Source organism: Caballeronia udeis (assembly GCF_001544555.2).
Lineage (GTDB): Bacteria > Pseudomonadota > Gammaproteobacteria > Burkholderiales > Burkholderiaceae > Caballeronia > Caballeronia udeis.
In genome coordinates, this window is the sequence record NZ_FCOK02000083.1 from 1 (window position 1) to 23,749 (window position 23,749).

At 54.5% G+C, this 23,749-nt stretch carries 25 protein-coding genes and 1 pseudogene; 2 read left to right on the forward strand and 24 right to left on the reverse strand.

The window, feature by feature from the left end:
- Positions 1-170: 170 nt before the first annotated feature.
- The 11 genes and pseudogenes from AWB69_RS37365 to AWB69_RS37415 form a co-directional block, all read right to left on the reverse strand.
- A complete protein-coding gene (locus AWB69_RS37365; RefSeq protein WP_231937361.1) occupies positions 171-1,163 on the reverse strand; it encodes a site-specific integrase in 993 nt (330 codons plus the stop codon).
- A gap of 20 nt (positions 1,164-1,183) precedes the next feature.
- The gene (locus AWB69_RS37370) at positions 1,184-2,152 is read right to left on the reverse strand and encodes a tyrosine-type recombinase/integrase (protein WP_062091813.1); all 969 of its coding nucleotides are present in this window, start codon (positions 2,150-2,152) and stop codon (positions 1,184-1,186) included.
- Positions 2,149-3,075 (reverse strand): site-specific integrase, encoded by a 927-nt coding sequence (locus AWB69_RS37375; protein ID WP_231937362.1) that lies wholly within the window; start codon positions 3,073-3,075, stop codon positions 2,149-2,151. Before AWB69_RS37375 ends, AWB69_RS37370 begins: the two co-directional genes overlap by 4 nt.
- A gap of 1,087 nt (positions 3,076-4,162) precedes the next feature.
- Positions 4,163-5,153, reverse strand: a pseudogene (tnpC, locus tag AWB69_RS37380) (IS66 family transposase); the annotation flags it as partial.
- A gap of 71 nt (positions 5,154-5,224) precedes the next feature.
- Positions 5,225-5,545: an IS66 family insertion sequence element accessory protein TnpB gene (gene tnpB, locus AWB69_RS37385; RefSeq protein ID WP_062091815.1), complete on the reverse strand. Its 321-nt coding sequence runs from the start codon at positions 5,543-5,545 to the stop codon at positions 5,225-5,227.
- Positions 5,542-5,937: a transposase gene (locus AWB69_RS46380; protein ID WP_075644056.1), complete on the reverse strand. Its 396-nt coding sequence runs from the start codon at positions 5,935-5,937 to the stop codon at positions 5,542-5,544. The genes tnpB and AWB69_RS46380 overlap by 4 nt, the downstream gene beginning before the upstream one ends.
- Before the next feature lie 280 nt (positions 5,938-6,217).
- On the reverse strand, positions 6,218-6,496 hold the full coding sequence (locus AWB69_RS37395; protein ID WP_062091817.1) for a hypothetical protein: 279 nt from the start codon (positions 6,494-6,496) through the stop codon (positions 6,218-6,220).
- Positions 6,497-7,122: 626 nt separating this feature from the next.
- Positions 7,123-8,187 carry a tetratricopeptide repeat protein gene (locus tag AWB69_RS37400; RefSeq protein ID WP_062091818.1) on the reverse strand — a complete coding sequence of 355 codons (1,065 nt, stop codon included), beginning with the start codon at positions 8,185-8,187 and terminating at the stop codon, positions 7,123-7,125.
- Positions 8,188-8,193: 6 nt separating this feature from the next.
- Positions 8,194-8,706, reverse strand: a complete 513-nt coding sequence (locus AWB69_RS37405; RefSeq protein WP_156529103.1) for a hypothetical protein — start codon at positions 8,704-8,706, stop codon at positions 8,194-8,196.
- A 231-nt stretch (positions 8,707-8,937) separates the two neighbouring features.
- Positions 8,938-9,357 carry a hypothetical protein gene (locus tag AWB69_RS37410; protein ID WP_062091820.1) on the reverse strand — a complete coding sequence of 140 codons (420 nt, stop codon included), beginning with the start codon at positions 9,355-9,357 and terminating at the stop codon, positions 8,938-8,940.
- Positions 9,358-9,535: 178 nt separating this feature from the next.
- Positions 9,536-10,459, reverse strand: a complete 924-nt coding sequence (locus tag AWB69_RS37415) for an SOS response-associated peptidase family protein (RefSeq protein WP_062091821.1) — start codon at positions 10,457-10,459, stop codon at positions 9,536-9,538.
- Between the two features lie 566 nt (positions 10,460-11,025).
- Between AWB69_RS37415 and AWB69_RS37420 the strand changes: the two genes are divergently transcribed.
- Both AWB69_RS37420 and AWB69_RS37425 read left to right on the forward strand, forming a co-directional pair.
- Complete coding sequence (locus AWB69_RS37420) at positions 11,026-11,529, forward strand: hypothetical protein (RefSeq protein WP_063977986.1); 504 nt, start codon at positions 11,026-11,028, stop codon at positions 11,527-11,529.
- Positions 11,526-11,807: a type II toxin-antitoxin system RelE/ParE family toxin gene (locus AWB69_RS37425; RefSeq protein WP_062091822.1), complete on the forward strand. Its 282-nt coding sequence runs from the start codon at positions 11,526-11,528 to the stop codon at positions 11,805-11,807. Before AWB69_RS37420 ends, AWB69_RS37425 begins: the two co-directional genes overlap by 4 nt.
- Before the next feature lie 92 nt (positions 11,808-11,899).
- On the opposite strand, the gene AWB69_RS37430 is transcribed toward AWB69_RS37425, so the two are convergent.
- From AWB69_RS37430 to AWB69_RS37480, 13 genes are all read right to left on the reverse strand, one after another.
- Positions 11,900-12,154 carry a hypothetical protein gene (locus AWB69_RS37430; RefSeq protein WP_062091823.1) on the reverse strand — a complete coding sequence of 85 codons (255 nt, stop codon included), beginning with the start codon at positions 12,152-12,154 and terminating at the stop codon, positions 11,900-11,902.
- A complete protein-coding gene (locus AWB69_RS37435) occupies positions 12,151-12,549 on the reverse strand; it encodes a hypothetical protein (RefSeq protein ID WP_062091824.1) in 399 nt (132 codons plus the stop codon). Before AWB69_RS37435 ends, AWB69_RS37430 begins: the two co-directional genes overlap by 4 nt.
- Positions 12,550-12,657: 108 nt before the next feature.
- Entirely contained in the window at positions 12,658-13,617 is a 960-nt protein-coding gene (locus tag AWB69_RS37440) for a tyrosine-type recombinase/integrase (RefSeq protein ID WP_062091825.1), read from the reverse strand.
- Entirely contained in the window at positions 13,614-13,997 is a 384-nt protein-coding gene (locus AWB69_RS37445) for a hypothetical protein (protein WP_062091826.1), read from the reverse strand. The genes AWB69_RS37440 and AWB69_RS37445 overlap by 4 nt, the downstream gene beginning before the upstream one ends.
- A gap of 131 nt (positions 13,998-14,128) precedes the next feature.
- Positions 14,129-14,521, reverse strand: a complete 393-nt coding sequence (locus AWB69_RS37450; protein WP_062091827.1) for a hypothetical protein — start codon at positions 14,519-14,521, stop codon at positions 14,129-14,131.
- Positions 14,522-14,664: 143 nt separating this feature from the next.
- Entirely contained in the window at positions 14,665-15,375 is a 711-nt protein-coding gene (locus tag AWB69_RS48255; RefSeq protein WP_156529104.1) for a hypothetical protein, read from the reverse strand.
- A gap of 47 nt (positions 15,376-15,422) precedes the next feature.
- Positions 15,423-16,043 carry a hypothetical protein gene (locus AWB69_RS48260; protein WP_156529105.1) on the reverse strand — a complete coding sequence of 207 codons (621 nt, stop codon included), beginning with the start codon at positions 16,041-16,043 and terminating at the stop codon, positions 15,423-15,425.
- A gap of 308 nt (positions 16,044-16,351) precedes the next feature.
- Positions 16,352-18,034, reverse strand: coding sequence for a DUF2326 domain-containing protein (locus tag AWB69_RS37460; protein ID WP_231937363.1), 1,683 nt, complete (start codon positions 18,032-18,034; stop codon positions 16,352-16,354).
- A 59-nt stretch (positions 18,035-18,093) separates the two neighbouring features.
- Positions 18,094-18,321 (reverse strand): ABC-three component system middle component 6, encoded by a 228-nt coding sequence (locus AWB69_RS50635; RefSeq protein WP_062091830.1) that lies wholly within the window; start codon positions 18,319-18,321, stop codon positions 18,094-18,096.
- Position 18,322: 1 nt separating this feature from the next.
- Entirely contained in the window at positions 18,323-19,273 is a 951-nt protein-coding gene (locus AWB69_RS37470) for an ABC-three component system protein (RefSeq protein ID WP_062091831.1), read from the reverse strand.
- Positions 19,274-19,293: 20 nt separating this feature from the next.
- Complete coding sequence (locus AWB69_RS47300; protein WP_082913758.1) at positions 19,294-19,953, reverse strand: DUF72 domain-containing protein; 660 nt, start codon at positions 19,951-19,953, stop codon at positions 19,294-19,296.
- A 647-nt stretch (positions 19,954-20,600) separates the two neighbouring features.
- A complete protein-coding gene (locus AWB69_RS46390) occupies positions 20,601-22,142 on the reverse strand; it encodes a C1 family peptidase (RefSeq protein ID WP_197500401.1) in 1,542 nt (513 codons plus the stop codon).
- Between the two features lie 113 nt (positions 22,143-22,255).
- Positions 22,256-23,551 (reverse strand): hypothetical protein, encoded by a 1,296-nt coding sequence (locus AWB69_RS37480; protein ID WP_062091832.1) that lies wholly within the window; start codon positions 23,549-23,551, stop codon positions 22,256-22,258.
- Between the last annotated feature and the right edge of the window lie 198 nt (positions 23,552-23,749).

Consider the following 23,749-nt stretch of genomic DNA (forward strand, 5'->3'; position numbering starts at 1 on the left):
CTGCAAGCGGATGCCTATAGCGGGTATTCCGCGCTATATCGCGCTGGCCAGATTATCGAAGCCGCTTGCTGGGCCCAGTATCCCGAGTATCGTTTTATGCTGAGAATCGAACGGTCGACGTTGTGTGGATAGCGTTGGGTGCCATCGTTACACCACATAAATCTCGTCTCTCACAGCGCATTCAGAAACGCGAGGAGGTCGGATTTCGGCTTCCACGATCTCGCGTGCGCAGGCTCGATCCCAGCATGCCGCCAGAACGTTTCCAGCGCATCGCGCTTCATCTGAAGGTTCGTCTCGATGTAGCGTCCAGTTGTCGCGATGCTCGCATGACCAAGATAGTCGCGAATGACTTCCACGCCGTTACCGGATTGCAGCAATCCGACGGCGCAACTGTGCCTCATGACGTGCGGCGTGACCCGCTTGTGGGCGAGTGCCGGCAGGTCCCGAGCCGCGGTCTGCACGTGCCGGCGCAGAATGTAGGCAATCCCGTCACGACTCAGTGCTTCGCCGTGGCGATTGAGAAAAACATGCGACTGCGTGTCAGGATGATTGATCGTCCCTAACCGGCGAAGCGCCTCGGCAGTTTCGCGCCACAGCGGCAGAAGTCGATCCTTGCGACCTTTACCGTGCAGTCGGACTTGCCGCGGAGTGGTGAGCTGCAGATCGTTCCAGCAAAGGCCCGCCGCTTCGCTGACACGCGAACCGGTATTGTAGAGAAACAATAGTAACGTGTAGTCACGCCATCCACCGATCGTCTTTGTGTCGGGCTTTGCGAGAATCGCACGGACCTCATCCGCTTCCAGATAGGTTGCTGGCCGATGCCGTGCCTTCTTTGCAGGAAGGGCGAGCGCTGCGGCATATTGATGCGAGTGAATGATGTCTGTGCGCAGCAGGTGCTTGAAGAAACTTCGAATGGCGGTGCGCCGGCAGTTGCGCGTTGCCACCGAATTTGAACGGTCCGTCTCGAGATGAAGGAGGAATCTGGCAACCGTTTCGGCGGTCATGTCGCCGAGGTCAATGCCAGAAACGCTGCACCGCTTGTTTGCCGCGACGAACTCAAAGAAAAGCTTCAAGGCATCGCGATAGGCGCGCACCGTGTGGATGCTGGCACCGCGCATGCGTTGCAGGTACTCGGTGAAGAACGACTCAACCCGGATGAACAAGGCCGCGGATGGTGCAGTCTTCATTCTGGAGGGGACGCACGGCGAAGATGGTTCTGGAGCCGCCGGCTGGCGAGATCCAGCAGTTGTGGCGTTGCCTTAAGGTAGACCTCTGTACCGAGCACGTCCTGATGACCGAGATAGGCGGACAGCCACGGCAGCTTCGCGTGTACATCCGCTCCGGCAGACGCCCATGCCGTGAGACGATGCACCGCGAAGGCATGGCGCATCTCGTACGGTCTGGGTCCGATCCTACCGGCGGGTGGTTTGATCGACAATTGACGAAGCAAACGCCGAATTGCCTCCGATGCCGACTTCACCGTAAGCGGGGTTCCGTCCAGACGAATGAACAGTGCTTGCGGATCTTCGATGCAACGATTCCGAAGAACCTGTCGACGCGCTTCGAGATATTGATGCAGCTCACTGGCCAGATCCGGGCGGAATGCAACGATGCGGGATCGTCCCTTGCTATGCGAGACCAGGAAGACGTTTCGGCACAGATCAACTTCCTCCATACGCAGGCGTACCGCCTCTCCAAGACGCAGGCCAGTGCAGTAAAGCACCAGCATCAATGCACGAAACATGGGCGCCCAGATCCAGCGGCCGTGATGTTCGCTCGCCGCATGCAGAAGCCGATGCACTTCCTCCTGCGAGAAGATGTACGGAAGAAACAACGATTCCTTGACTGGCGCGAGCGCATGCTCGGGAACATATCCGGATGGATCGTTGCGGCGCCTATAAAGGCACAACTGACGGACTACTCCGAATTCCAGGCCTACCGTGACAGCCTTGCGTCCGGCGATGCGCGAGGACCATCGCCGAACGGCCTCATCAAGCGCCACGGTCTGCTCGCCCCATTGTTCGGCAATGAATCGTACAAAACCGTTGAGCACAAACTCGCCGCGGCGATATTGCACGCCCATGGCGCGCCGGAAATTCAGAAAGTCCTTGGCATCACGCGCCATACCTGCGGCTGTCACGAGCGTCCTCATCGTGGCACCGGCAGTGAAACGTCTCGCAACTTCTCGGTTGCAATGCGCACGTATGCTGAAATGGAATCCGGATCGCGATGACCGAGAATATCTGAGACTACTCTTGGGTCAGCGCCAAGGTCGATCTGGCGAGAAGCGCTGGAGTGACGCAGTACGTGGCTGCCGAGGTAGGACGCTGTCAAACCGGCCACCGTGGCATGCCTGACCACAATGTGTCTGACCGCGCTCGAGCAAGTCAAAGGAGCGAATGGCAGCCTGCACTGAAGAAACAGATGCCGGGTCGTTGCATGTGGTGGTCTTCCGTCGCGGAGATAGAGAGCCACGGCCTTCGCGACGGCCGGCAACAGCGGTAACGTGAAGGCCGTTCCGGTCTTCGGTCGAATCACCCGCAATGTTGCCGCGCTCCAGTTGATATCGTCTAGTCGCAGCCCGATCACCTCCCCGGCGCCGAAGCCATAGGTGCTCATCATCAGCAGCATCGCGTAGTCGCGCAGACCGCACGGATCTGATCGGTTCACAGCATGGAGTAACCGCTGCACATCCTCCCATGGCAACGCCCGATGTGGATGCTCATACTTTGGCTGCACGGGCGCTATGACTGAATCGGCGAGATTGCGCGCGCTGCGGCCGCTGGCAAGCAGAAAGCGTGAGAAAGACCGGATGCTGCCGGCGATATCGGCTGTCGTGGTTCGGGCGTATCGACGACTGCAGTCAACGAGAAACGCATCGATATCAGCCAGCGTCATGGAGCGCCACGTGTGACCGCACTTGCGAAGATGCGCCAGAAAATAGCCTATGTGAGTCAGCTTCTTGTGCACGGTCGTCGGCGGACTGCCACGATGTGCAACCAGGTGATCCCTGTATGCGCGCAGCACCGCCGTCGCGGGGGAACTGGCAGCCGGTGCAACCCGCCAAGTCGGCACGTCCCTTCCGAGCACACAATAGACACGATTCAATTCGTAGACCGCCGTCCTGGCGTTCGCTGCTGCACCGGGGCCTAGATCATGCTGTCGGCGATACCAATGGACGAAGTGGCGCGCACCATCGAGAGTCAGCTGAGCCGGCTCATTCAGTCCGTGCTGTTCGCAATACGCCCTGAAGCGTCCGATCCATCGGAGATACACGCAGGCACTGCTGTCCTTTACGGAGCGGTCGTCACGCCATACATGGATGATCTCGGCTGTCGTCGGAGATGGCCAGGATCGGCGTGAATCGGTTGGTTCGAGCTGCATACTGTTTGCTCACAGTTGACCGCTGCAGCGTAAATCGGCTCGCACCTGCCGTCAGGCCCCGTGTCTTGTTGGTCAGACGCGCCACGGTCCGATACGCCTCGCTGCAATCGCAGAAAGCCCAGCGGCGCCGGTAGTTCGCTGAGTGTCTGTGGGGAAAGCTCACGCCTCAACTCCACGAGCGTACGAGACGAGCTGGCGTCGCCTGAGATGCCCCAAAGATGCCAGATACCAGGCGTTGGCGGATGCAGGGAAGATACTGCCTGGAGCGCTGCTTGAACCGCGCGCACCCTGCGGCGCAACCAACGCACAGCCGCCGGCAAACTCACGTCGTCCTGTCGCAGCGCATTGGCAGCGGCCTCCATGCTGCGCATACGCGGCACGCTCGCGGCGACAGCGTCGACTGAGCCAAGCAGACCCGGCAGCCTTGCAGAGAGAAAGTCCGGTAGGAGGCTGAAAGTTCGGTGTCCCTCAGGACAGTACCACCTGGCAATACGCATCCCTGATGGAGTCGCGCGCTCATAGGTGCCATGGCGAGCAAACGAGCACCCGCCAGAGGGGTGCAACGGACAACGGTACAGACGCACTGCGAGCCATTCGTGCTTCGCGATGTAGCTCTCGACACTTGATTGCGTTCGTAATGGGATCTGCATGTTCGCCGCCCGGACGCCGCACACCGATGGTGTCCACACAGATGATATGCCGAGTTGTTTGGCCCTTCAAACGCGCCCATTAGCCTCGGACGGCCGTTGCTCGACATAAAACGATACTCGGGATACTGAGCCATGCAGCCAATTTCCGTGATGCCCAGTTTGAATCCTGCTTTATAGCCGCTGTAATCGTCGACGACCAGCTTGCCACGCCAGTTGCCCCAGAAGGCGCGGGCATGTTCGCCAGATCTGCCGTCGGCGAACTCGTACACGACCGCGCGCACCTCTGCGAACTGAGTCGACGTGTAGGCCCATAAATAGGCGCTATGCGTCTTCCCTTTGCCGGGGCTCAACATCCGCACCGGCGTTTCGTCTGCATGTAAGACGCTGTGGCGCAGCAGTTCCTCGCGAAGTGCGTCGACCAAAGGCTGCAAACGCACACCGCATACGCCCACCCAGCCGCCGAGCGTCGATTGTGGAATTGCTAGGCCAGCCCGGGCGAAGATGCGTTCCTGCCGGTACAGAGGAAGGTGGTCGCCGTATTTGGCGACCAACACCTGCGCGAGCAAGCCATTCGTCGGAATCCCTTTGTCGATCACATGCGGTGGCACCGGGCGCCTGGATCAACGTTTCGCACGCTTTACATGCCCACTTCCCACGGATGTGACGCTCAACAGTGAACACGCCCGGAGTGTAGTCGAGCTTCTCGCTGATATCCTCGCCGATGCGCACGCGTCGGCAGCCACAGGGGCAGCTCAACTCCGTCGGCTCGTGATGGATGTCGGTGCGGGGCAACTGGGGCGGCAACGACAAGCGTTTGGCCTGCTTGCGAGGTTTCTCCTGCGGCGCGTCCGAGCGCAGTTCATCCAACTCGGCCTGCAGCGCGGCCAAATCCTCATCAATGGCCTCGTCCAGCAAGCTTAACTGCTCGGCGGTGAACTGTTCGCTGCGTCTGCCGAATTGCAGGCGTTTGATGACCGAGAGCTCATGGGTGAGCTGGTCAATGCGCGTTTGGCGGTAGTGCGATTCACGCGTCTTCTCGTCGACCTGGGTCATCAACTGGCGCGCGAGTGCGCGCAGTTGATCGGGGTTCAGGGCATCGAGATCAGTGGGTGAATTCATGCATCAAGTTTGCCAGCACCTACAGGCTGGGGGAATCGAAACTGTTTACGTCATTTGCTATACCACCGCGATTACGTGGTCGTGCGCCAACGTCTGCAGGGCAGCCCGATCACGAGTGCGCGCAATTGCTCGGGATTCAATGTCTCAGCGATCTCACTATGGCCATTGGCCCAAACGAAATGACCCTTGTTCAAGCGTCGTGCAGCAAGCCAGACGCCAAATCCGTCGTACGCCAGCACCTTCATGCGTGTCGAACGCCGGTTAGCAAACAGATACGCATGGTGGGGCCGTGCGGACCCAAATACCTTCACCACGCGCGTAAGGATGGTATCGGCGCCGGCACGCATATCGAGAGGTTCGGTCGCAAGCCAAATGGCGTCGATGCGGATCATCGCAGCACCTCCCGAACCCAAGCTGCGCTGTCGCTCAAACAAAAGTGCGGCCACAGCACCGACACGGTTGTGCCATTGCGCTGAATGTCGATTCGCACGTTCACTTGCGCCGCATCGGGCGCTTGTGGTGTCGGCACGGTCATTGGCAGCGCGACGAAGGCTGGCTTGAGCTCGACATCAACCGGCTTGGGCGCAGGCAGCGCAGCGTCGCTAGGATCGGCGGCCTCTTTGATCCAGCGCCGCAGCACATTAGGATTCAAGCTATGCGAGATCGCAACGGCGGAACATGAAACTCCGACCTGCCGACATTGTTCGATAAGCTCTGACTTAAACGACGTGCTGTAGGTGCGCCGTGTGCGCCCTGTCGGAATGTCTTGGGAAATAGTGTGCACGTGTCCGCTTCCTGATCGTGGAAACGTATGCTCTTACGCCCGGGACCAGAAAACCAGATGAGTTCGCCGGATGCTTACTTACCGCCCGCATCGTAATGCTTAGGTTTGCCAAATATAGGTGCGGGACGTAACAGCAGCGGCGCAAGGCCGGGCGGGTTGGCTTTATGCATTAATTGCGAAGTGGCCCTTTCCGGCGAACGCCTCGCTGACCTTAACGCGTAATTGCGAAGCCCCGACCGCATTACAGCAGGACATCCTCAGTTCTTGGACCGGGACGTCCTCAAGCCGATTGCGCTGCTGTTAGCTTAGGGCCGCCGCGCAACGTCGCAACTGCCGTTCCCGGCTCCTTTCGCCTGTCGCTAACCTGCTCAATGCCATTTTTCAGCACCGATTCGCAAAATGCTAATCGCGCGCGGTAGTAGTCCGCGTGTACTTGTGCATCAAGAATTCGTTGCTCGGCTTGAAAGAGCTCCAGACGGAGTTCAGGCAAAGCCTTTTGCGCCTGCTGCTCCACAGTAGGCGCGTAACGTGCGGCCCAGTTTGCTATCCATCGCAACATATTGATCTCTCCTGCCGCGTCGCCCTATGTCCGGTCGCTTGCGTCTGGACAGCAAACGACCGCATCCGAGCGATTGAAATCTTTACGTTTACAACTTCCATCTAAACATAACAAAGTTCAGCGTAAAACAATGCCGATCGGCACATTAAAATCTCGAGTGTTGCGAAAATGTCTCAGCCCAGCAAATGCCGGGCGTCGCGAACTGCGCCGTGTCCGACTGCGGCAGGATGCTATGCCTGAAAGTATGTTTATGTTTTCGATTCATGACGTTGAAACGACTGAGTCGTTTCAGTGGCGAGCACCTCGGCCCGTGTGCAGCGGGCGGACGACTGATGTCGGAGACCGCTCCGATTAAGGCCATGACGTCCCACCAGTTCGGTTGACTGCACGGCGAGCTGCCATCGATGGATCGGAGCTCCCAGCATCGCACCAGCTCCAAAACACGACATTCCTAAAAAAGCTCTGGCATGCAAAAACATGACGATTTAGCAGAATACTTAAAAAGTGTCACAGGTGTTAGGTCAAATCGTAAGAAATGCGTTGCCCAGAGTGGCGCTCCGTTCAAATTTGCGAACGCGGCGGTACGGCAATTTGTGAACAAATATAATCTGGCTATTAATTCTATATTACTTATTGATGTAGTTATCCATGGCTTTTAATATGTCTCCGGGCCTCTCCATCGATCGGGTCAACGCCTGTGCCGCTTCGATTTCGTGGTTATTCAATTTTTTAGCAATCACCGATCGATATGCGGAAGCAATGTGACTTGATGACAGCTCGCCAGCTGCGGCCAGGTTAGAAAGCGCATATGCCACCACGAGATTTTTGGAGACGCCGGAACCGTTGCCGTACATTAACGCGAGTTTTGCTTCACCATTAGCATTTCCGTGGTCGGCTGATCTCCGGAACCACGCGACTGCTTCCTTGTAGTCTTGCGGCACGCCATAGCCGTTCAAGTACATCGTACCCAAATCGTGTTGGGCGTTATCATTTCCCTGATCGGCTGCCTTGCGAAACCAGTCCATGGCCATGTGGTAGTCTTGGGGCACGCCATACCCGTAGAAGTACATTGCGCCCATGTCGTCCTGAGCCTGGGCGACACCTTGGTCGGCCGCTTTGCGGAACCAGCGTAGAGCTTCCGTGTAGTCCTTCGGCACGCCCTGACCGGTCGCATACAGCCCGCCGAGCGCGCGCTGTGCAGCGGCCTCTCCTTGCTGAGCCGCCTTGCGGTACCACTCCGCAGCTTCTTTGTAGTCCTGCTGTACGCCGGTGCCGTCTGCGTACATCGCGCCCAACAGGCCTTGACCATCAGCATTTCCTCGCTCGGCCGATTTACGGGACCAAGCTACAGCCTCTTTATAGTCCTGTGATACTCCCCGGCCGTGATAGTACATAGCAGCTAGATAGAATTGGGCGTCCCCGTTTCCTTGATCGGCCGCTTTGCGGAACCACGTCACCGCTTGCACGTCGTTACGTGGTGTGCCCTTGCCTTCGGCATACATGTGTCCTAGCTTGTCTTGCGCGCGAGCATCTCCTTCCTGAGCCAACGGCCGCCACTGTTCGAACGCAGTTTTAAAGTCACCCTTCTTTGCCGCGGTCAGGCCTTCATCGAAGCCCGCCGAAACGGGCATGGCAATCACTGTCAGCCAGAGACCGATCGTAAGTGCACTACATGTGGACGGCTTATCCATGCATGCTCACCAATCGAAATATTTCGCGACGGCGGCATTGTCTGCATTGCAGTTTTCGAAATATTTGGTCGCGCCGTCTATATCATGGTTATTGGCGAATGAGTCAAAATCCGTCGACCCGCGTTGCTCTAGCCGGCGTACTTGACCTGTCGTGTGTTTACTCATATATAAATAAACAATTTTCTTGTATGTTTGAAAACCAGTAAGTGCCAGTATTCCGTATGCATCGGGCCCAAATGCAGCTTTAATTGTTCTCTCGGCAAATTGGCTTTTAGTTTTGTCTTGTTTTTCTAACATCCCAGACATACCCGATTCGACAAGAAAACCGTCGCATTGAACCACGGCTTCCTCTTTGTTTTCAATCGACTCCCCAAAGGTTGATGACGTGAATATAAGGCCAGAAATCGCCGCAAGCAAAAGAAACGTTAGTTTCTTGGCGCTGGTGTCGTTGGCGTACGGATGGCGGAAAATATTTTCGCGCATTGATAAGTCTCCACTTCCGTTGAGGTTGTAGAACATCAGCATCTCGCCAATATCAGGTTCGACCCAGTCCTTGAGCTCCCCTCTGTTTTTCGCCTTCCAGAGGTCCCTTGGTTATGAAGCCGCGTCCTGGGTCTGCTGAGCTGACTACACAAGGTCGATGTCGCGTAGGTACAAACGACAAGCAAAGACGGCCTTTGCCGGGGCTCAGGGGATGGCGTACCGAAGGGATGCGTGTCAGCCAGCATGTTCACCACCTGTTTGTCACTGTTATAGGCGAAGTCGAGCGGCGAAATCGGACCGGTTGACGCCTTCATACACCGCAGCGTGCGCTACCGCACGTTGCAGCCGCGGGGCCAGCCGACGGCTACCCCGGCGGCGGTTGAAAGCTGCGGTAGTCGCGTGGTGAATCGGGCGCCAGATATCGTGCGTGTGGCCCGTGTGCTTGGTGCTGGCATCTGACGATACCAGGCTGATCCGACAGCGCCTGAAGAATAGCAAAACCTCTTCAAGTGTCAGTTCGACAAAGCATTGTCCGAGGTGCAGGTCCCCGGATTCGAGCGCATGTGTGATTGCCGATTTCGCATCCGTAAAGCCTGCTGTATCGAGCACGAAAACCTCGATGTACGGTGCTTTGTATTTCGGTTTATCACCGCCGTCGTTGGTGAGCCAGAGATCGACGCCGAACACTATATGTTCAGTTGGAACCAGTCAACGATCATGTAGCAATCGCCTCAATGCCACTGCATCTTCAGCATCGTCCGCGTAGGCCGTGCCCATCTAGTCATCGACTGTTTCTGGCGCGCCGAGAAACGTATCCATTTGACACTCCTTTGGCTTGGTCCATTCCGACTGCCCACGATTCGTTTTATGCCGCCATTTGATGCTCGTAATACGGTCTTTCGCGGTCGTCGAGAATGGCGTATTGGGCTGCAAGATTTTTAGGATCTGGATTGAGCCACTGATCGACGTGCTCTGGCTTGATCGGGATGATGCAGCGATTGTGACCAGCTGCCGCGATCTCCGGCGGAGGCTCGTCCGTGATTGCCGCGAACGATAAAAGATCCGGTTCGCCGGGAGCGGTCCAGCGGTGCCACAAGCACGCGATCAACAGCGGCTGCCCAGGTGTAGGATCGAACCGCAGGATGACATTCTCGCCGTCGCGCTGCACGTTCTCGTAGAACCAGTCGACAACCATGATTCCATGCTGGAAACCGAACAGCTTTCGCCATGCTGTCTTGAGGCTGTCGCGCTTTGCGTTGTAGCTACCATCCTTGAATTTCTCTGTCTCTGCGGTCCAGCCTGGCAACCGGCATCGGTATCTCATCGGGAGTACGACGCGTTGTCCATCCTGGACGATCATCACCGGCGCGTACCAGCCCGGGTAAATTCGAGAGTCGCGTTCTTTCAAATCGGTGCGCCGCAGATCATCGAGTCCGCGCAGGGCCGCATCGATTTTATCGGTCGCAATGCGTTTGCTTTCTGTGGCCGCCTTAGTCGTCTTTATCAGGAGCGTGCGCTCGGCGTCGGCGAGCCGGCTGCGTTGCTTAAATAGATCCTGCTCGAGCTTCATCGACTGTGCTGCGGCGAACTGATCGATAGACGTTTGAATCCTTTGCAAGTCAGCCGGGTGAGCGCCCAAAAATGCCGCGTCCATCGCCTTCGGAGTCTTCGCCCCGCTCCCTTCGACGCGCTCCCAGTAGAACTGCGCAAACTCTCGAATGCTCATGTCCGCTCCGAACATTTTTACATATTTGCGATAGTCCGCAATAATTTGAGCTGAATAGCACACGACGCGACCTCCCCTCTTCCCTAACGGGACCGTCAAGCATGATGAGTGGTTCGGTTGCCGGCCGACATCCGAAATCTACCGGACAGCCGGTCGACACCACCAATTCTGCGCAAACGCGACAGATCCGATCAATTCGAAGCCTTTAAGAACGAAGCCACCGTGCGCCATGTTTGAAAGGGTACAGTCGTAAAGTGGAGGCAAGAGTTGGTCTCGCCCATCGCCGGCGGCGCTGGCTCTTGCAACGTCAGAATATCGCCCTAGTGCGCTGGAATTCTCCTGGGCAACGATCAGTTCTGCGCGCACGGACTCGCTGGTACGAATTTGGATCTGTTCGAGCGCCTTTCCGTGAAAGCGCATCGCAACAATATGTACATACATCAGATGTTAAAACTACTGTATAAAACAACAGTGTATATCTCGCCGACACGCCGTCAAGCTTCAGAGGTTTGACGGTCGATACTGATGCTGCGTCGAACTGCCTCTTCACAATCCTGTAAATTGATTGTCTATATCCTGTACCGATGCGATACTAAGACCTGTTCTGTGAATCATCAATAGGGATCGATATGGCAACTGACACGATTACCCATGAAATCGTCTCCCAGCTTGTGGAAGCTGGCGCGATTCGCGCGGCTCACGTGGTCGGCCAAAAAGGCGGCTGGGGCGTTCTGTTCAAATATGGGATGACCGAGCGACCACTGGCCGCGCAGCGGGGCAATGTGCGCGTGTTCAAGCGGTTCGAGACCATCGTGTCGTACTTACGTGAAATAGGCATTGTCCAGTTCGATGTGGATGCAGCACAGTACGATCCAAACGCCCCGCTGTCTGCACGCTCGCAGAGCAACTCCGAGCGCGCGCGCGCGCAGATGAAGGCCGCGCACCAGGCTGCCGCCTATGACAAGTGGTTTCGTGCCGAGATCGGCGCGGCGCTGATCGAGGCCGACGATCCTGCCACCGTCAAAGTGGCGCACGCCGATGTGGCCGCCGCGCTCCGCGCGGGCGACACGACCACGTTGCGCGCGCTGGCCGGTAAGCCCGTCAGCAAGAGCCGGCGGAAGGCCAACGCATGACGGTGCGATGGCTGGCTGAAGCGCTGATTAACCTAGCAGATATTTTGGACGCCGTGAGCGAGGAAAGCCCTCAGGGCGCGTCGATGTTAGCGACTGAAATTGAAAGTAAGACCGCACGACTGGAGACTCACCCGAAGCTATACAAGGCCGGCCGTGTACGCGGCACGCGCGAGTGCGTGGTGACCGAAAACTATCTGCTCATCTATCGCCTGCAGGGCGATGACGTGCAGATCCTGCGTGTGCTGCACGCGCGTCAACAATGGCCCAAATCGAAGTAATCCCGACCAACTCAATGGGGTACGTGCCACGCCCGTCTACTCCAGGGCTTCGATTCCGGCGGCATCAAAGCTCGATGTCGCATTGCCCAAGTTCAGCGCTTCATCGGCCTGCAGCTTCGCCAGCATCGCAGACGGCAGCTCGATGCCAAACGTGCGGGCTTTCTTCGCAAAGTAGGCAGGCGGCCAGCCAGAGCAACCTCGCCGTCGTCGAGGTTGCTGGAGAGCAGCTCGTCATCCCCGTTGAGATATTCAATCACCATGAAGTGATATTGCAGAGGCTTATCCCAGCCCATGAGGACCGTCACCGCCTGACCGCCGATCGCGGTTTTCAAGGTGCACTGCGTCATCGCTCTCCTCCGATGCGCCGCATCGCCACCCGCGCGGCCTGCGCGGCGCGTTCCGCCTGCAACTCGGCCCACTTGCCCACGAGCGTCGGGTCGGTCGTCAGAAAGAGCGGCTTGTCCGCCCATACGGTCACCACATCCCCACGTGAGCCGATTTCGAACACACGCAGATCCTCATCTTCACTCACACCGTTGTCGACCAGGTCGCGGTACGAAACCAGGTTGTACAACTCTAGATCGATCCCAGGCCGCCCGGCGATCAGCGCGATCGTCGCTTCAAAAAACCGCCGCGCGGCATCTCGCGTGGATTCGAGTGCAAACACCTGGACACTGCCCTCCCCGCTTTCCCAGATGATTCGATACAAGCTGACGCGGCAATCGTGACTGAGCATCGTCATCGTGCTTCTCCCGGTGTTCAATGAAGCAAAAGCGATCGTGCTTTGACGTGAAAGTTAGAAACCACAATGCCGGGGTGGCGGCAATCTATAGATCGGCCTTCAGCGCGTCTAGACGCGGATCCGCTCGACCTCGTCCAGAGAGACGTCGCCGCTGCGCCGGTCGTAGAGCTGCGTGGTGCGCGTCGACGCATGATTGGCCATCGCCGCGGCGTTCTCGAGCGTGCCGCCGCTCTTCAGGTACGCGGTGATGCAGGTGGCACGGAACGTATGGTTGCCGATCTTCGTGTCGATGCCGGCCGCGAGTGCGCGACGGCGCACCATCGCGTAGGCGTTGGCCTGCGGTAGTGGGGTTTCACTCAGCTGCCCGGTGCCGCGCCGAATCGTGCGAAACAACGAGCGCTTCAGATCGACCGCGATGCCGGTGCCATCAAGGTACGCATGCAGGTACACCTCAAGCGTGTGATGACACGGCATCTCATGGCGCTTGCCGCGTTTTTCACGGAGACGTACCCATAGCCGCCGGTTTTGCACGTACACGTCTTCCACCCGCATCGTGACAGCCGCGCCGATCCGCGCGAACGAAAACTCCATTAACCCGATCAGCGCCCGATCCCTAAGGCCGATAGGTGTGCTGACATCGATGCTGTCGAGCAGTTGCCGGGCTTCGGTTGCATCGAGCACGGGCGTCTTACCCTTGCGGGTCGTATGACTGGGTCCACGCACGGACGCGGCGGGGTTATGTGGCACGACCTGGCCGGTGGCGAGCCAGTCAAAGAGGTGCCGGATCGCGGCCAGGTGCTGCTTGACCGTTGGTGCCGACAAGGTCTGCGTTTGCAACTCGATCCAGGTGGCGACGTGCAGCGGTTGCACGGCTGTGATGGATCCAACGCCCGCCTGCGCGCACCAGGCGAGAAATTCGCCCACCGCGTGCGCATAGGCTCGGCGCGTGTTTGGGTTGCGAATGTTGGAGGCGAAAAATTCGAGGAAGCGGGTGCCAGCCCGTTCGCCAGCGGACGCGACCAGCGTAGGCAACGACTGCGGCGAAGAGAGTGTGAGTGTTTGGTTCATCGGAATACCACGGGCAACATTTCAAACCCTGCTGCAATAGACGCGTAGAACCGGTGAAAGCCGTCGCACACGCGATAGGCGAATGGTGCGGCGGGATCGTCGGCAGATGGCAATGCAACGACGCGATCCGGCGGCATTTCTGCACCGGTCGCCATCGCGCTCAGAACACGGATCATTCGCGAACGGTCAAAGCCGCACCAGTCAAGCATCACCTCTGGATTGCGGAACGGCGGCTCGATCTCACGGAGCGGCACAACAATCGCATCGAGGGTGCAGCGGTAGCTCGGCGCACCGGGACAGAAGGCTGCCATGCCGGCGTCGGCCCACCAGGAATCGGGGATCTCGAACTCGGCTGGCAGTAGCGGGAAACGGAAACGCATAGCATCGCCCTTCAGGACTCGCGGATCAAGTCCATGTCACGCCTCATCGTTGTTCTCCCCTGTCATCAGCCCTGCACGGCCGGCTGACCATCTGCCGGCGGGGTGAGGACGATCGACCCTCAAGCGCGGCCTCAGACATGATCGGTCGCGGGCTTTTTGTGCCGTTCTGTGACCGCCATCGTCAGGTTCAAAAGGGCGTGCAGTTCGCCAGCACTGGTCGCCTCAACTTCAAAGTCGCCCATTGTCAGTCGCAGCGTGCGCCCGGCTCGACCTTGCAGCCAGGCACCGGTCGCCGCGGTGAGCGTGGACCCGGCGACGGGCGTGCACGGGACCATGAATTCCCCAACGAAGCCGTCACCCCCATCCGCTCGGTCGGTTGTGAAGGTGACCGCGCTTATCTTGCCACCCTCGGCACGGGCGAGGCTATAGATCCGCCGCAGCTCGCGCTGGTAGCCGGGACTAAAAGACGCCTCGTCGTCGGGTGCGCGCACCAGGGTCAAACGCAGGGTGTCCGGGGTCGGCATGGCGACTCCTGATATATGTGATAGAGGGCATTATCATATATATGCCGCAGCATAGCCTTTGATATACCGCCTATCGAACAAGCTATTTTGGAAATGGCCCCAGCAATCCTAGCTGGTGCAAAATTCCCTTTCACATTTTCAGCTTATTTTGCTGACGCCCCGTCAGCGCCAATACTTGGGACTGGTTGGTTAGTCGTCAGTGTCGCAACGGATAGCGTTGTCAATGGATAGACTTTCCAAACGTAGAGGCTAAAAAGTCCGAATGAAAATCCCAGGATGACAAGTCCGATAACCGAAGACCGAAGCACAAGCTTCCCCTTTTCAATGGAGAGTTCGCTTATCAAATCGTTTGTGCTTATGTGCTTGTCAGATTCGGCTTCGGCTGTTGTAACCGGCTTCGATGTTGGAGTCTTTGACGTCATTGCTATTAAGTAACTTGTCCAAAGTTGGATGCCCGCTAGTCCCAGCCCAGCGACGGTCATTACGATTACGACCCCCAGCATCAATTTCTCTTCGTATTCTTGAAGAGCAAACTTGTTTCGCCGAATGTCCCAATCATCCAACCGTTTCGCACGGACCGTATAGTTCAAGCAGTAAACCGTCGCGGAAGAAAGGGCTGTGGAGGCAGGAACGTCATGACTAAAACTTTCACGACTTTTAGCTAAGCAATCCTGCAAAAGTTGCCCGTTCGTTCCTATTTTTGTGTCCGTTGGGGAAAAGCCTACGATCGCCCACAGGGTTAGGAGAGCGGCAAATATGGCTCCAGCTACCCAAAAGCCAAGAAGACGTGATCTTGAGGCCGTATTCGAGCTGCAGTCCGATCGGACTGAGGCTGCTGTTTTTGTAGTAGACATGAAGCGTCCTATGCCATTTTTGAGTTTGCTTGTTATTTCGCTTCTGGTCACTGATCCGACACGTTCGAAAGGCCATCGTCGACCTCGGACGCGCCGATTATTGGACTCGCTAATTGTGACTTGGGTACTGATGACGTCTCGGCGGGAAGTTGAGCGTGCTGCGTACTGTTTTGTGGCGCAAACCCATCCGTATAGCTTTGCGCCTCAGAATTCATTGATTCTGTTGTCGGCTCCGCGGGTAGCTCTCCGCGATTAACGCCCTCGTCTTGCGAAAATCCATTGTTATTTACGGGCGCAACATTCATCCGAAGAAAATTAAAATTATTAACGGTAAAACTGTTCGAGAAATTTTCGAAAGGTTGGATGGCATACGTGGATGATAGCGGTGCTGATGTTGCTGCAAGATTTTGTTGAACGACACTATTCGTAGGCCCGATTTTCTCAACAGAAGACAGCTCGCGTCCCGCGACTGCAGACATTTGTGTATTCATCACGCCGATTGCCTGATTTGGCTTAATTGCAGCGACACCTGTAAATGCGGCTGCATGGGTAGCTTCCACCGCGGCTGTCCCGCCTATAACACCAACCGAAATTGTTTGAGAATTTGCTGTAATTGCGATAAAGGAAAGCGACGCTATAACAAAGACGTTTTTTTGTTGATTTTTCATATGGCTCTCGTCGTTCTAAGTACATCATTGTTCGTGCCTGCCGGCGACGATTATCTGTGATTTTAGTCATTAAAACTTGGCCTAGATCAAGCGAAATCGTTCGTTTATCAGGGCAGACGGCCCTGAATGTGGAATATAAAGCCGGGACTTCTTCGTTCGTTATGCCATCGGCGCTCCGGTCTACGCTGTCCGCGGTCGTTTCGCCTCCTTCTGTGGCGAGCGCTTTCAGACAACGCCCTTGATAATGGCATTGCTGACTGCTCCGAAGGGCGGAAATCTAACGTAGTGTCATTCCCGGAAACGTTCGGTTAGGCCGGGCGCGCTGGGGGTTTCCCGCCGTTCTCGATGCGGAAGAGCTTATCGTGCTGCGAGAGCTTAACGACAAAGTATTTGTCATCATTAAGTTCGGGCGGGAGCTTATCTTTCAATATCGAAGCAACGAACTGCACATTAACGTCTTCTTCCTCGACAAGCTCGCTGATTTTTATGAGCTGGTTGTCGTGCATTAGCTCTTTCTTATCGTTCAGCAAAAAGTGATAGCAGGGAATACCTTCGTTGTCGGCAAATTGCACATAGGCAATGTCGAAGCATGAAATTTCCCCCTGCTTTTTGCCGGAGCTAAAATTGAGGTTGAACGCGGTGAACTTGTACATTCGCTGCCCCACCTTATTCGTTGTGAGGTCGACCTTCAGCGCATAGCGCTCACCGTATAGAGTTCGCGAAATTGCCGAAAAATACTTATTGAACTTGTTAAGTTGGATTTGGATAGTTTCCCCAAATTCCGTTGAAAACAACGAATTATCAATCCGCGTTAGCGACTCGTTGAGTTCCTTAAGGGTGGAGTCCACGTCCGTTATTTGCTGGATAATAGTTTCGTACTCACCCATCTTTCGGTGCTTTTCGTTGAGATCGATGATCAACGCCTCTAGGCCCTCGAAGGAGTCACTACGTGCGATCTTGCCCGCAAGCGTCGCTTCTCTAGAGAGCATGTTTCGCAATTCACTCTCTTCCACGGCGATCTCATTATCGAGCCGAGGGAGGTCTTGGGAGATGTACCGTGCTTTTTCGTCAACCATACGATTATGAAACTCGTGCAGTTCCTCAAAGGACTTTTGGACCCCTCCAATCTTTTTGGAAACCTGCTCGTACAACGAGCGTAACTGGTTCACATCGATAGTAGACCGATCTTCCAAAATCTCACGTGTCGCATCGGAAATCAACTGGCGCCGCAGTCTCAATCGACTAACAATTGAGGTTATCGAATTAATTCGATGCTTTACGGCGTTAAGCTGCTGAAGGTCCAATTCAAAATCAGCATTTACATTGAATGTCGATTTCCTTGCGTTCAAAGTCGCAATCTCTTCCGATAGCAAAGAAAGCGCTGTTTCGTACGCGGAACGTGTCTGCAACGCTTCCAGCCGTGTCTTGAAAGCCGTTTCCACACGGATGCGTGCTACAAGATTCTGCTTTTCATCGCCTTGCTCAAAGTGGCATCCGAGCAAGAAAAGGTAGAGGGTCTCGTATTCGTCGTCTCGTGTAAATGCATCTAGTGTTTTCAGAGTGTTGTTTACACTAAGGTCCTTATACCTAATGTTGTGCGATATTATCTGCCGGAACGTTGGTTTTTTTCCGAAATGCCCCGGAAAAAGAGAATTCGTTAAAGTCTCTTCAAACTCTTGGTCGGTTTTCTGCTCTCCGTCAATTTTTTGAATCCTGCGGCTGCGTGATAGAAAATTTCTTTCTATTTTTAGCTGGCGACTATTTGGATCCAAAAGGTCATCCGCGAGTCTAAGTGTAATCAGTACCGAGGTATCGACCAGAAAGCTTTTTACCAAAGCATACTCATTTTTGCGATTTTCCGGATCAGTGTAAATTCCTTTTGCCGATGCCCCCAGACAGAAATCAATCAATATCAGAACACTGGTCTTACCAACATTGTTTCCCGTCTCCATCTCCCCTTGAAGAGGAGTCTCATCAACGATGAGATTCAATCCCGGGTGAAATTCGATTGTCCGAATTATTCCTAAGTCGTTCGATATTTGAAGATTTTTTAGGAACATAACTCAATATTTCCGTGCGGATTGAACTGCACTAAGTCAGCCAAGAATAGCCAATCTAGGCTGAGCACAAAAATCGGCATAGTAACGTCGTGCGACTTGCGGGTCTCAACAAACAAATCCAACAAGGCGGATTCGCGCAGCTTCCCTAACACCTCCAAAACGAGGCCTCCGTTGTAGTACAGGCTAAGACTTGGATGAATATCGTCAGGTAGCAGCATGTCAAATCACGGTAGGATGCTTAAAAATCTTACACCGTATAAACGCGTCCACAACAAGCACGCTTACGCACTGTTCAAGCTCTTCGGTCGCCATTTGTACATAGTTTTTGCTGTTTCGCACCCGTGTCATCGCTGCATTCACGACTTGAAAGAACAGATCGTCGTCGCTGTACGTAGCTCGCAGTCGGGTATAGTCTGAGCGAAGGGCATTCAGCACAGACGTACTCTTGTTTTTACCGGCCTTGTCGTACTCTGCGTAAGTCTTCGTGACTTTAGGCTGGTGAATCTTGTAGTCTTCCACTACGGACGTTGCCGTCCCCAGATTATTAAAGACGATTTTCGCGTCAACGTTAAACGGGGTAGTATTGCTGGCTTGCCCTTCGTCGGAGAAATCCTCTTGTGCAAGAAGGCCAATTACGTCCGCGAGGTTACTTACCTCCTTGACGTTGTCTGCGTCACTTCCCAGTTCTGCCTTTATCAATTCATAGACCGCTTTTTGTTGCGCAATTTGCAAATGCAATATGTCTCTTAGAATGGACGGGACATCGTGAATGTCCGACGCCGGGGCGAAAGACAATGAGTGCGGGTTCGCATATGTCAGCCCCCGAAGCTCGGCTGCATCCTTGGTGATCAAGATAAACTTAAACTGATGTCCAGTGTACGCCGACAGATCTTTCTTAAGCGCCGATTCGATTTTTACCTTCGTCGCTGTACCTGATACCTGTACCACGAGCTTAGCCGCGCTATCGATAAGGTCAATGGCCGCAGCGTTTTGAGTGACCGCGTTCATGTTTTTCAGCGCGTAACCGTATAACGCGTTAAAAAAATCAACATAGAAATTTTCCGAATGCAGATGAAGATGCAGAATATTCGACTTGGCAAGAGTCTCAAGTCGAAGAGACAGAGTGAAAAGCCTTTCCACACAGTAGTCGTAATAGAGACTTCTATTCATCAGTTTCAGATCAGTGTAGGTTAGCCGGGACCACGAAGAGCAAATTGACCGCGTTCGCCGCCACAGGTCCGCTCGGTGGATGTGAGAGTGTACTTTATGCCAGGATCGACGAGGGCTTTTTGCAGCCTTCGTCTACTTCTTTCCCTGACCCCTCCGTCCGACCAATGCGCGCTCGCGTCAGTCATAGCGCTATACATTCCCATCAAGCTACGAGCGTTCCGCTGCCCCTGATCTTCGAAGTTATTGTTGAAGACCACGTGTGTCCGCCCCACGTGTTTCGAGATTTCGATGATCCGTGTTGATAGCTCGCCAAGCTCGTTGTCTGTGTAATCGTCGTTGAAGCGTGCAGATGCAGCCGGCGCATCCTTGATATTCCAACTCTCGTGATTGCGGCCGTGCAAACGAACCAGCGCCAAGGTGGGGTTCTTCACCTCCCAAACGGCCGGAATGCTGTTGGTCGGCCCTTGCGGCTCGTCGACGATAACGTTGATCAGGCCGCGCTCGCGCTCCATAGCCAATGTCGAACCGGCGTCCTCTTCGGAGAACCAGCTGCGGTGTCCGTCATGTTCCGAGCCACGACGACCAGGCGCTATGCACAAGCGCGGCGAACTGCGCCTCCACGAAGGGAATCGCGTTCCCCAAGACAAACAGGGCACGTTCGAATTTCCATGTAAAAGCATGGACGAACGTCTGTAGATGGCGTGCACCGTGCAAAGGATATGTGCCGATGATCTACTCTTCTCTCGCAAACCCGATTGCACACGCCACTATGAACGTTCGTCCGCTAGTCGTTCGTCTGCTTTCCGAGGTGCAGTTGCATTGAGTTGCAAGCTTCGGATGGGCGCCGAATAAGCCGGCAAGTGTCTCCCGATTGGAATGAACCTACGTGACGCCCTTCAAGAGCGTGTTCAATCGACGGTCACATGTACAGCGAAAGAGTCAATAGTGCGTCCGCTCGCGAAGGTTGCCCCGATATACCGATGAAACTGCAAGACGACACCGCCACGGGACTGCGCGAGAAAGTCAAAAGCCGTCCGTTGTGGAATACCAGGTGCGTCTTCCCCCGCGTGAACAAAGTGGGGAGACCCCACTGGCCGAACCACGGTATTGGCCAGCTCTTCAAAGTTCCAATGATAGGCAGTCACAGGCGCCGGCGCTGTGTAGATTGTAAGCGCTTGCCCAACGTGCAAACGGACCACCAACGCACTTTGGTTACTCCTTGTTATGAGCACAGCTGCCGTCTGCGAATAGGAAATGGTAGTAATCAAAAGCCATGCTATCGCACAGACTAATCTAAGTTGCGACAAACGTGGCTCAGGAAAATATTTCATTTTTGATTTGGAAACCAGACCTCAATAGAATCTACTGCCGGAAAACCTTTCGGTTTGACTATATTAACTACCCCATTCCCGCCATTTTGAATTAATTTTCCGATTTTTATGGCGGTCGACTTGTCGTCATCTGAAAAATATCTAATCTCGAATGTACTAGGAGATCCAGCGCCTTTTTTCGAAACATCTTCTACCGCAGGCGCAAAAAAACCTGCTTTTGTAAGAATAGTTCTGGTCGCATTAGCGGAAGACTTCTGGCCGGCGCTTGTATATTGAATCCAAACTGTCTTGCCCAGGCTATGCGAACTTGAACCAGACGATCCCGTTGATTTATAGGGCGTGAAATTTATACCGCTCGGAGGTTTTTGCGAGCTGACCACTCCCGAGTTTGCAAGCTGCGTGGCACTTTGCATTCCAGGTAACGACTGATTCCAGGCAGCCGACAAGGCATCAGCGGGTACCGTCACATTTTTTTCAATAGGCCGCACCCAAGCGGCTGCATATCCGATCTTGTTATTTCCATACGCTATCCATGCAAACCCATCTTCTCCCCATGCAGTTGTCCACGAATTCTTGACTAGCCATGCACCTTGGTTTGGTCCACCCGCATTGTCATCCCATCCAACGATCAAGAGAGCATGATTGATCTTACCATCGCTGTGTTCGTTGAAAAAACCGCCGGCATAAGCTTGAAAGGCGGCTGTCGCTTCCATTGCAGATGCAACAGGACCGTATGCGCAAACGGCAGTTTTTATTTCGCGTATCAAGGGAATTTTTTGTGTCGCCGAGACGAAGTTCCATGACACGGCGCGGTACTTCCCTAAATTTTGGGCGCTACATGAACTCTGAACGCCTCGATAAGGCACAACAGACAGGCTTGCGACTCCGCTGCGGATCATCCACTGATAGGCAGGGTTATACCACCCGCCTTTACAAGATCCCGCCATCAGCCCATCGTTTCCTTTCGCACAATTTAGGATGTGCTGCTCGGAAACCTCGACGTCGTTGCCGTTCCGAATCTTGAATGCCGCATTGTATGCACCTGCCGCCGCAAACGCCCAGCACGAACCGCAAGTTCCCTGATCCTCGACTTCACCGAGAACCTTTTCGTCGCGCCAATTGAAGGAAGACTTATTGGGATCGCAATTTCCAAGAAAATCCGGAGCAACAACTCCTGCTAATCGTGCACTCTCGTCTGCCGCAGCGTTTGCCTTCGTTGCGAATTCATTCTGTGCGGTAGCAATTACGAGAAAATTATCGGGTATACGCGTTCCCGCAAGCTGGTCCGGAGGAACAGCGAACGCCTTTGTATAGCCCATTTGAAACCGCCAGCCTTTCTCGATTCCTTCTTTCCGCAACGCTTCGAGGTCCAGCCTGGCAGACTGAGGGGCTTTCTGTTCCGCTGTCTGATACTTCAGACTCAAACTAGCGGGGATCGGCGGCATGGCGCCATCTTGTGCTACGGCGAATCGGACAACACCGAATAAAGTTATCGTGTATAAGCAAGCAGTGCAGCAACGTTCAATGCGACTCGCCATGATTGTCCCCTTGGTGCTTGCAGGAGTGAGCAAATTTACATCACGTGCAACCAGAAACATTAGAGCGACGGGTTTGAGTCCCTATATTGCATTCGTGAACTAATCGTTATTCGCTACTTACCGTCATTTCCCGAATCATCGATGTAACATCCGTGATTTTCTGTCGCCCAGTCGGCTAACCTGCATTGACGCGACCAAATCTTTTTAACGAACGAAGCGGCCACAATGGAACCGTTCAGATCCGCAACTTGATATGAAAGCAAATCAGCTCCTCCCATATATAATTTAACGGAAGTGAACCAATTCGGTTTAATTGCGGCGACTCCGCCCCCGCTCACATCACGCTGGATAAAGAGCGTATGTGCTATGTGTTGATCTTCCAAGGCGGCTCGTCGAGCCGCGTAGTCCAGAAGACTGGGATTAGCACCTGTGGCGGCGGTAATGGATGTAATGTACTGTTGTGCCGTTGTTATTTCATCACTGATGCTTTTCGCGACCACCGCATTCTTGCAATCAATGGATCTTTGCGCGGCGGCTTTTATCGCATCTCTGAGGGAAACAAGAGCCTGAATTGCGCTATTGGTGTATCCGATTGTCGGGGCGTGAAGCACGAGAAAATCTTTCTTTGTTCCTAACCCTTTTATGAGTCCCCCGATGATCAATTGCGTGGGATCGGTCACGCTGCCGGTTTTTGCAGCAGCCACAAGCGATGGCTGAAACATACTCGCAACCGTAGCCGCGGTGCTTGCTATGGCTCCTACGGCTAATATTGCCGGTAGGACAAAGGTAGGAGCGACCTCACCACCTGCTTTTTCACAGCTAAGCTTCCCCAATGCGTCAACATGACCTTTCAACGTTGCCTTGACAGTTGCAGAATCAACGGGCGCAGTTTGAAGCCAGGCTAGATCGGTCGACGACAGTATCAGCAACACCTTTTCGTCTGACGCAAATAATTGTTTTCCATCCTTTTCCGCAAGCGTAGAAACGCTTTGTCCAATCAAGTAGGAAAGATTAAAGGTATTTTCCGCATCGTTGACTTGCGCGGCAATTCCTATTGCACTGATATCTGTTCCCTGGGAAACTTGAGCTGCGGGAGCTTTAATTAATCCTGCGATTGAGGAATCAATTGAAGCTTGAGTCTGTTGCTGTGACAACTGAGATGTACTCGATGTATTTTGTGATGTTACTGCAGCGGCTGCGAACTGACTTTGAAGAAAGGCCGGGCACTCTGTCTTGAAGGTGGCTTGGGACGTCGGATCGGGCGGCATGGCGCCAGTGCAAAAACTAATTAGGTCAGCGTGGGCTGAACTCGACAGGATGCACAAACAGACTACGAGTGCCGAAAAATAGTATTGCTTCAGGATAATATTAAAATTGGTAACGCCCTTGATATCAGTCTCGCCTCTCATCGCAGCCTCTTTTTATTAAAATATCATATTCTTATAAAATAGCAATATTGCAAGTCAAATTTTGATATTTCAGGCCAGTTATCCTGGCTTCATCTTCGCCGCTGATTGCTTATTTGAAAAAACTGCAAACGCCAAATATTCGTAGTAAAGCTCAGAGCTTACGCCAACTAAAGTCGTTCGCAACCTGATTTAAAAGCC